Raw genomic sequence first — 8401 nt, 5'->3', positions numbered from 1 at the left:
GCCGTGTCCCCAAAACCTTAGGAACCCCGACCCGCAAAGCCGACCGCCTGCGCATCCCTTCTCATTCGGTATTCGCTTGTCAAAGATCCGCGCATCCCCGGAGGGACGCAAGAAGCGCCGTCAGCGAAGCGTCCGCCTCACGCGGGCCCGCCATCGTCGCTCCATCTGGGAGAACCGTTCCGGAGCAACCCGCCCCATCGCGATGACCAGAACCTAACCACTCACCAGCACCGCGTCAAGAAGAAAGTTCGATGCGATGCGTTTTCCCGTCACCCCTGCTCGACGTTACCGCCAAGCTTCAGCCCGACCGCAGAACAGACAAAGCAGCACACCAGATATTGAGGCACCACCAGGGCGGCGGAACCTCATACCAGAGCGGACATTGCTGATTGCTTGCTCCGAAGTCCGTTGTACCACACCACAACACCTTGTGCGTTGAACCGGCATTCTTGCCGAACCGCACCGGATCGTGTGTCGCGTCAACGGGGAGGCGGCTTATAGGAGATCACGGCGGCCCCGTCCAGTGCTTTTTTCATACGCCGGACGGCGCTTGGGGCCTGGCCGGAAAACGGCTAGAGTGGCGCATTGGCTGACGAGAGACGCTCGAACGACGTGAGCGACCCACACCCCACGGCTCCCAAGCCTGCCCGCGGTCTCCGCCTCGGCGACGTGCCGGTGCTCGCCCTGCTCGCCGCGGCGGCGGTCGCCGGCTATGTCGGCTTCGGCGGAGGCGAGCCCCCCGCGGCGCCGCGGAACGTCGCCGCGCCGGTTCCAGCCGCGCCTCCGTACGTCCTTCCGGTCCAATCCCAAGCCCGACCCGAGGAGCCGCCGCCCGCTGCGGCACCGGAAGAGGTGGCCGCCCCCGCCCCTCCTCCCCCCGAGCCGACGGTCGTCGCCGAGCCGGCCCCTCCCCCCGAACCGCCGCCGCAGGAGGAATCGCCGCCGCAACCGGAACCGCCGGTCGCCGCGGACTCCCTGCTGGACGGCGTGCGGGCGGCGGTGGCGGGGATCCGCTGCGCCGACCTGCGCGCCGAGCTGGCGGACGGCGCGATCCGCATCGCCGGCACGGTGACCAGCCCCGACGACGCCGACCGCGCGCAACGGATCGTCGAGGCGCTGCCGGCCGGCGCCGCGCACCCGCCAGCGATCGACGTCGCCTCGCCGGCGCTGTGCGAGCCCCTGCTGCTGGTGGAGCCGCTGCGCGACGCCAACGCCGCGCGCGGCGGGCCGCTGAGCGTCGCCAGCGTGGCGGAGGGCGCGCTCGCCGCCGGCCAGGACCTCGTGCTGGATCTGCGCAGCGCCGAGGCCGCCGGCGCGGTGCAGGTGGACTATTTCATGGTGGACGGCGGCGTGGTGCACCTGCTGCCCAACCCGTCCGAGCCCGCCGCGGCGCTGGACGCGGGCGCCGCGCGCCGGCTCGGCGAGCGCAACGGGAAGACACGGTTCTGGACCATCGGCCCGCCCTTCGGCCGCGAGCTGATCCTCGTCCTGACCAGCGCCTCGCCGCTGTTCCCGGCGCCGCGGCCGGAGACCGAACCGGCCGCGGCCTACCTTGAGGAGCTGAAGCGCGCCCTGGCCGGGCCGGCCGCCGAGGGCGCGCTGGCCGCCGCCCTGTTCATCACGACTCAGGCGCCCTGAACGGAATCGACGAAGCGGGCGAGCACGACCGTGATGTTGTCGTGGCCGCCGCGCTCGTTGGCCAGCGCGATCAGCCGTTCGCACGCCTCGTCCAGGCCGTGCGGCGGCACCGTCCGCAGGACGGCGGCGATCCGCTCGTCCGGCAGCATGCCGGTCAACCCGTCGGAGCACAGCAGGAACAGGTCGCCCGGCCGCACCGCGTGCACGCCGACCTCCGGATCGACGTCCGGCGTGGTGCCGAGCGCGCGCAGGATGATGTTGCGCTGCGGCGCCGGTCCGCGCCCGCCCTGGTCGAGCCAGTGCTGGTACAGGCTGTGGTCGCGGGTGAGCTGGCGCAGGTCGCCGTCGCGCAAGCGGTAGAGTCGGCTGTCGCCGGCGTGGAAGGCGACCAGCCGATCACCGGGGTCCACCCGGCACAGGCCGACCACCGTGGTGCCCATGCCGCGCCCGTCCGGAAAGCCGCGCCCGCGATTCAGCTCCAGCAGCCGCTGGTTGGCGAGCTGCACCGCCGAGCGGACCACCGACACGGCGTTGGCGACGCCGACGTCGGCCACGGCGACGGCGTCGGTCTGGCCGGTGGGCGCGATTGAGGTGCCCTGGAACTCGGACACGAAGTCGATGATCGCCTCGGCCGCGGTGCGGCTGGCGACGTCGCCGCCGGCGTGGCCGCCCATGCCGTCGCACACCAGCGCGAGGCCGGCCTCCCCGCTGATGCCAAAGCTGTCCTCGTTGCGCGACCGCGTGCGGCCGATGTCGGTGCGGCCGGCGGTGAGCATGGGGAGGGAGGAAGGCTGAGGCATCGACGTCCACGACTGACGGGCAGACGGCCGCTATGGTACGGCGCGGGGCGGAAACCGCAACCGGCTTTCCGCCCCGCGCCGCACGAGGACCGGTATCGGTCAGCCGCCGATCAGCTCTGGATGCGCCAGCTGCCGTCCGGCTGCTGGCAGGCGACGCCCGAGGCGTTCTGCGGCCGGCCGCCAACCACCACCGTGGTCTGGTACTCGCGGCAATACTGGCCGCTCGGGGCGTAGCCGTCGCGGACCGGCGTGTAGGTGCCGGAGTTGCCGGTCTGCGGGTTGTTCCAGCGGATCGTCTCGCCCATCGGCGCGGCGTAGGCCTGCTGCTCGGCGCGCTGGGCGTAGGCCTGGTCGGCGCGGTCGAGCGACTGGCCGGCCATGTTGCCGAGCGCCGCGCCCAGCAGCGTGCCGACGCCGACCGCCGCGAGCTTGCCGGCGCCGCCGCCGAAGCGCGAACCGGCGAGGCCGCCCACCACACCGCCCAGGACCGTGCCGGCCGTCGCCTTGTTGGCGCCGAACCCGTCAACACCCGTGCTGGAGCCGTAGGGGCCGGGCTGCGCGCATCCCGACAGCAGAACGGCCAGGCCGAGCGCCGCGGCGGTGGAACGAGTGAACGTCTTCATGAAAGTCCCCAACTGTGCCTCGTACGACTACGAACACTAGGATTGTCCGACTATTCCGACAAGCGCAAGCGTGGCCCTGATTTGTCACGGAGCGGGTGTCAGGGCGCTTGATGGCCGGGGGCGCTTCGCCCACTCTCGGCGGAACGGAACACGGGGAGTGCGGAGCGATGCGGGTCCTCATCCGGGCCGACGCCGACGCGGCCATCGGAACCGGGCACGTCATGCGCTGCCTGGCGCTGGCCGAGGCGCTGGCGGCGCGCGGCACGGCCGTGCGCTTCCTGAGCGCCCGCCTGACCGCGTCGCTGGAGGCGCGCCTGCGCGACGCCGGCTTCCCGGTCGCGACGGTGGACGCCGAGCCCGGATCGGAGGCGGACGCGGCGGCGGTGCGGGCGGCGCTGCTGGGGGAGGCGCCGGCGGCGCTGGTGGTCGACGGCTACGGCTTCGGCACCGCGTGGCGGCGCGCGGTGCGTGGGGCCGCCGCGGTGGTCTTCGCCTTCGACGATCTGGCCGGGCTTCCCGATCTCGCCGCCGACCTCGTGGCGAACGCCGGCCCGGCCGCCGCCGCCCTCCCCTACGGCCGGGTCGCGCCGGGGGCGCGGCTGTTGCTCGGGCCGGCGCATTTCCCGATGCGCGGGGAACTGGCGGCGCGCCTGCCGGCGGAGGACGCGGCGACCGACGGCGAACGCCTGCTGGTGTCCTTCGGCGGTTCCGATCCGGCGGGGCTGTCGGTCCCGTTCCTGGCGGCGGCGCGGGCGCGGCTCGACGACCCGGCGGGCATCGATCTGGTGGCCGGCGGCAGCGCACCGCGGCTCGACGCGATCCGCGCGGCCGCCGCGGCGTGGCCGTGCGTGGCGCTGCACGTCGACACGCGCGACATGGCCGGGCTGATGCGCCGCGCCGGTCTGGCGGTCGCCGCGGCCGGCGGTACGCTGCTGGAGCTGGCGGCCTTCCGGGTGCCGATGGTGCTGGCGGTGGTGGCGGACAACCAGGCGCCGGGCGCCCGCGCGGCGGAGGATGCCGGCTGGGCGGTGGCGGTGGACGTGCGCCGCGGCACCGACGGCGCGGACCGCCTCGCGGACGCCGCGGCGCTGCTGTGGCGCGACGCGGAGCGCCGGGCGGCCATGGCGCGGGCCACGCGGGGAATGGTGGACGGGCACGGTGCGGCGCGGCTCGCCGAAGCGCTGCTCAGCCATCCGCGGCGGGCGGTCGGTTAGACGGACAGCGGACTAGGCGGACGGCCCCCGGCCGAGGGTCGGCAGCGCCGTCTGGAATTCCCCGGCGATGCGCTGGGTGACCAGCGTCCACGGTTGCTTCAGCGTGCGGCTGAACAGGCGCATGGTCGGGTACCAGGGCAGGCGGTCGGTGCCGAGGCAGGGCCAGTTCTCGACGTTGTCGACCCACAGCAGCCACGTCGGCAGCCCGACGGCGCCGGCGATCGACATCACCGCGGTGCCGGCCGAGATCAGCAGGTCGAGCGCCTTGAGCAGCGCCGCCACGTTGTCGAGGTCGTTCCACATGTCGATCCCCGGCAGCGTGTGCAGCGTCACCCCGAACGCCTCGCGGATGCGGGCGGTCTCCTCGGCCGCGTCGTCGTACTGCATGTTGACGAACACGGCGCCCGGCGTGCGGAGGATCGGCTCCCACTCCTCGATCCGGGTGTAGTGGTGGCTGCGGCTGACCGTCTGGATCCGGCCGCGCCAGGAGATGCCGACGTAGGGGCCGGGCCCCAGTTCCTCCAGCCGGCGGCGCCAATAGGCGACGCGCTCCGGATCCGGGGTCAGGAAACCGTGGTCCGGGAAATCGGCGAGGCTGCGCCGGTAGTAGCGCGGCAGGCTGCCGATCGGCAGGTGCACGTCGAAATCGTCGCGCTCCGCGTCCGGCACGGTGCCGGGCGTCACCACGGTGGCGAAGGGGAACGAGCGCTGGAACAGCGGCTGCAGCTTGGCCGAGCACTCCAGCGTGATGCGGGCGTTCGAGGCGGTGAGGTCGGGCACGCAGGAGGCGAACATGATCTCGTCGCCGATGCCCTGCTCCTTCCACACGAACAGACGCTTGCCGGCGAGGTCGCGGCCGTCCCACAGCGGTTGGCGATAGCCGCGGCTGCTCTCGGCGGTGCCGTTGAACCAGCGGAACTCGTACCCGTCCCAGCCCGACGCCAGATTCCCCATCGCCAGGTCGAGCAGCGACTTGTTCCACACCGCGGCCGGGAAGAGGCCGCCGGTGGCGGGCTGCTGGAGCGAGCCGGAATCGGCGGCGATCCGCTCCTCGGCCGCCGCGACCTGGTGCTGCACGTCGTCGAGCAGCCCGGCGTCCGGCGCGCAGAAACCGCCCAGCGCCGCCGCGTCGGCGCCCTGCGCCGCAGCGATCCGCGCGGCGCGGTCGAACAAGTCGTGCGCCTCGGCGCCCTGCCCGATGTCCCGCAGGGCCAGCGCCAGGTTATTGAGCGCGCGGTGATGGCTGCGGTCGATGGCGACGACCTCGCGGTACAGCGGGATGGCCGCCCTCGGGTCGAAGCCCTGATGCAGCGCGCAGGCGATGTTGTAGCGGCTCGACAGGTGGGTCGGGTCGAGACGGGCGGCGCGGCGGAAGTGCGGCAGGCCGCCGGCGGGGCCGTCCGCCTCCGCCAGCGCGCTGCCGAGGTTGTAATGGCCGAGCTGGTGGTCGGGCTGCAGCGCCACGGCGGTTCGGTAGCAGCGCACCGCCTCGTCCAGCCGGCCGAGCCGCCGATGCAGGTTCCCGAGGTTGCTGCGCACGCCCGGCGCCAGCGGGTCGGCGCGCCGCGCTTGGTCCAGCACCTCCAGCGCCTCCTCCAGCCGGCCGCTTCGCTGCAGCAGGACGCCCAGGTTGTTGGCCGCCGCCGTCATCTCCGGATCGTGCTGCAGGGCGAGGCGGTAGCAGTGCTCCGCGTCGAGCAGGCGCTTCTTGCTCTCGTAGACGATGGCGAGGTTGAAGTGCGCGGCGGCGTAGTTCGGATCGTCGGCGACGATCTCGCGGAAGCAAGCCACCGCCTCGTCGAAGCGGCCCTGCTGGTGCAGCGCGGCGCCGTAATTGTTCCAGGCCAGCCAATAGGTGGGCAGGACCCGGACGGCGCGGGCGAAGTGGCGCTCCGACTCGACCGGGCGCTCGCTCGTCAGGTGGGAGTAGCCGAGGCAGAACAGCGCGATCGGCAGGTCCGGCTTGTGCGCCAGGGCGCAGCGGACGTAGGCGGCGCCGGTCTCGATCTTGCGCAGGGTCAGGTAGGCCTGCCCGAGGTTGAGCATCACCACCTCGGGCGCCGCGCTGACGCAGCGGGAGGCCCGCAGCAGCGCCGCCAGCCCGTCTTCCGGCTTGCCGGCCTGCTGGAGCGCCGCGCCGAAGTTCGAATAGGTGCGCTGGTCGCCGGGCGCCAGGGCCAGGGACGTCCGCAGCGCGCCCACCGCGCCCTCGGCGTCGCCGGCCCGGAGCTTGGCCACGCCGATCCCCGACCACGCCTGCGCCGGCGAGCGGACGTCGAGCCGCAGGGAGCGGGCGTAGGCGCGCAGCGACTCGTCCGTCCGGTCCGCCTTGTCGGCCATGAGGCCCAGGTTGTAGCTGTACTCCGGCACCTCCGGCGCCAGGCAGATCGCGATGCGGATGGCGCGCAACGCCTGGCGCAGCGCCTCCGGCTCGGGCTGCCTCGCGCTGGCCAGGGCGACGCCGAGCTGGTTGCGCAGGGCGGCGTCGCCGGGGCTGGCCGCGACCGCGGCGCGCAGGGCCGAGGCCGCCTCCTCGAAGCGCTCCTCGCCGATGCACGCGACGCCGGTGTTGAACAGGCCGAGCGCGCGGAAGCGGTCGGACTCCGCGCGCCCGTAGATGGTGCGCGCTCCCGTCAGGTCGCCCAGGCCGAGCCGCAGCGAACCGAGGTTGAACAGCGCCTCAGAGTAGGTCGGGGCGAGCGCGACGGCGCGGCGGAACCAGGAATCGGCGGCGATCAGATCGCCCTGCGCCAAGGCGGCGACGCCCAGCGTGTTCAGCGCCGGGCAACTGTCCGGGGCGAGCCGCAGCGCCCGGCGCAGCACCTCCTGCGCCTCTTCGGGCCGGCCGCACGCCTGCAGCACGGTGCCCAGATTGACCAGCGCCGGCACCAGCGCCGGATCCTGCACCAGCGCGCCGCGCAGCCGCTCCAGCGCGCCGTCGCGGTCGCCGCGGCGCTGCGCCAGCGCGCCGGCGTTGGTCAGCGCCTCCGGCAGCGCCGGATCGAGCCGGAGCGCGCGGTGGACCGCGGCGTCCGCCAGCGGCGGCGCGCTGTCCAGCTCGGCGCTGGCGAGGCCGTTGTAGAGTGCGGCGGCGTCGGGCAGCCAGGCGAGCGCGGCGCGGTAGACGGCCGCAGCGCTGGCACGGTCGCCGGTGTGGTTGTGGAAGCGGGCCAGCGCGATCAGCCCGGCCGGGTCGAGGCTGCCGAGCGTTGCCGCACGGACGATCCAGAAGCGGGCGGCGTCCAGGTCGCCGACCGCCAGATGGCATTCGCCGCGCACGAGGCAGTAGTCGTCCCGCCCGGCCGCGAGGTCGCCGATGCGGTCGCACAGATCGAGCGCCGCCACCGGATCGACGGAAGCGACGCGCTGGGCCTGCCTCAGGATCGCCGTGACGAGAGGGGACATCGGGGCGTCCGGCCGCCGAGGGTGCGGCGCGCCGTCAGGCGACGTTGGTCGGCGCGCTCGGCGCGCTCGTGGCCAAGCCGTCGATGATGTTGTTGTTGATGTTGACGAGGAAGTCGACGTCGAGGGTGCCGTTGATGTTCTCGTCGATTTCCTTGCTCACCGCCTTGGCGACGATGGCGATGCTGCGGCGCAGGTCGCGCGGGAGCTTGTTGTCGTCGCTGGTGACGTCATTCAGCAGCGTCTGCCAGAGCAGGTAGTTGTTGGTGGCGGCGCGCACCAGGGCGATGGTGTCGTTCTCCTGATGGGCCTTCTGCATCGCGAAGGTCACCTGCCGGAAAACCCGCAGCTCGAAGTCCCTCTGGGTCTCGCTCGCCCGCTGAACCTGCTGATAGGGATTCTTCGTCCGCAGCATCACTCACTCCATCGTCCCGGGCCTACAGCCCACGGACCTCAATTCCTACATGCGATGGTTTATTTATGGTTAAGGTCGGCAAACAGAAAACGGGCCGACCCGAGGGTCGGCCCGTTTGAAGGCGATTAGCGGAACAGGCTCTGCAGGATCTGCGGGGCCTGGTTGGCGATACCGAGGGTCTGCGCGCCCAGCTGCTGCTTGATCTGCAGCGCCTGCAGGTTAGCGCTCTCCTTGGCCAGGTCGGCGTCCACGATGGCGCCCAGGCTGGTGGTCAGGGCGTCCTGCATGGACGCGTTGAACTTGATCTGC

General features: G+C 72.9%; 7 protein-coding genes. 2 read left to right on the top strand and 5 right to left on the bottom strand.

The window, feature by feature from the left end; genetic code table 11:
- Positions 1-612 precede the first annotated feature (612 nt).
- Positions 613-1638 carry a DUF4384 domain-containing protein gene (locus ACRWK7_RS27460; RefSeq protein ID WP_431859752.1) on the top strand — a complete coding sequence of 342 codons (1026 nt, stop codon included), beginning with the start codon at positions 613-615 and terminating at the stop codon, positions 1636-1638.
- On the opposite strand, the gene ACRWK7_RS27455 is transcribed toward ACRWK7_RS27460, so the two are convergent.
- Positions 1626-2438, bottom strand: coding sequence for a PP2C family protein-serine/threonine phosphatase (locus tag ACRWK7_RS27455; RefSeq protein ID WP_431859750.1), 813 nt, complete (start codon positions 2436-2438; stop codon positions 1626-1628). The two genes, ACRWK7_RS27460 and ACRWK7_RS27455, sit on opposite strands and share 13 nt — an antisense overlap.
- Positions 2439-2548: 110 nt before the next feature.
- On the bottom strand, positions 2549-3061 hold the full coding sequence (locus ACRWK7_RS27450) for an RT0821/Lpp0805 family surface protein (RefSeq protein WP_431859748.1): 513 nt from the start codon (positions 3059-3061) through the stop codon (positions 2549-2551).
- Positions 3062-3228: 167 nt separating this feature from the next.
- Between ACRWK7_RS27450 and pseG the strand changes: the two genes are divergently transcribed.
- Complete coding sequence (gene pseG / locus ACRWK7_RS27445; protein ID WP_431859746.1) at positions 3229-4275, top strand: UDP-2,4-diacetamido-2,4,6-trideoxy-beta-L-altropyranose hydrolase; 1047 nt, start codon at positions 3229-3231, stop codon at positions 4273-4275.
- 12 nt (positions 4276-4287) lie between these two features.
- On the opposite strand, the gene ACRWK7_RS27440 is transcribed toward pseG, so the two are convergent.
- The 3 genes from ACRWK7_RS27440 to ACRWK7_RS27430 form a co-directional block, all read right to left on the bottom strand.
- Positions 4288-7680: a tetratricopeptide repeat protein gene (locus tag ACRWK7_RS27440; RefSeq protein WP_431859745.1), complete on the bottom strand. Its 3393-nt coding sequence runs from the start codon at positions 7678-7680 to the stop codon at positions 4288-4290.
- 34 nt (positions 7681-7714) lie between these two features.
- Positions 7715-8092 (bottom strand): flagellar biosynthesis regulator FlaF, encoded by a 378-nt coding sequence (locus ACRWK7_RS27435; RefSeq protein ID WP_431859743.1) that lies wholly within the window; start codon positions 8090-8092, stop codon positions 7715-7717.
- Between the two features lie 125 nt (positions 8093-8217).
- On the bottom strand, positions 8218-8401 hold a 184-nt coding region (locus ACRWK7_RS27430; protein WP_431859741.1), incomplete at its 5' end, for a flagellin.

The sequence above is a fragment of the Azospirillum sp. genome (genome assembly GCF_050789165.1).
Note: the sequence above shows the minus strand (reverse complement) of the source record. Positions and strands in the feature narration are given on the sequence as shown.

What these genes read in the sequence shown, in the direction of transcription:
- ACRWK7_RS27455 (WP_431859750.1), bottom strand. Translation starts at nt 2,438, where the DNA reads ATGCCTCAGCCTTCCTCCCTCCCCATGCTCACCGCCGGCCGCACCGAC.
- ACRWK7_RS27450 (WP_431859748.1), bottom strand. Translation starts at nt 3,061, where the DNA reads ATGAAGACGTTCACTCGTTCCACCGCCGCGGCGCTCGGCCTGGCCGTT.
- pseG (WP_431859746.1), top strand. Translation starts at nt 3,229, where the DNA reads ATGCGGGTCCTCATCCGGGCCGACGCCGACGCGGCCATCGGAACCGGG.
- ACRWK7_RS27440 (WP_431859745.1), bottom strand. Translation starts at nt 7,680, where the DNA reads ATGTCCCCTCTCGTCACGGCGATCCTGAGGCAGGCCCAGCGCGTCGCT.
- ACRWK7_RS27435 (WP_431859743.1), bottom strand. Translation starts at nt 8,092, where the DNA reads ATGCTGCGGACGAAGAATCCCTATCAGCAGGTTCAGCGGGCGAGCGAG.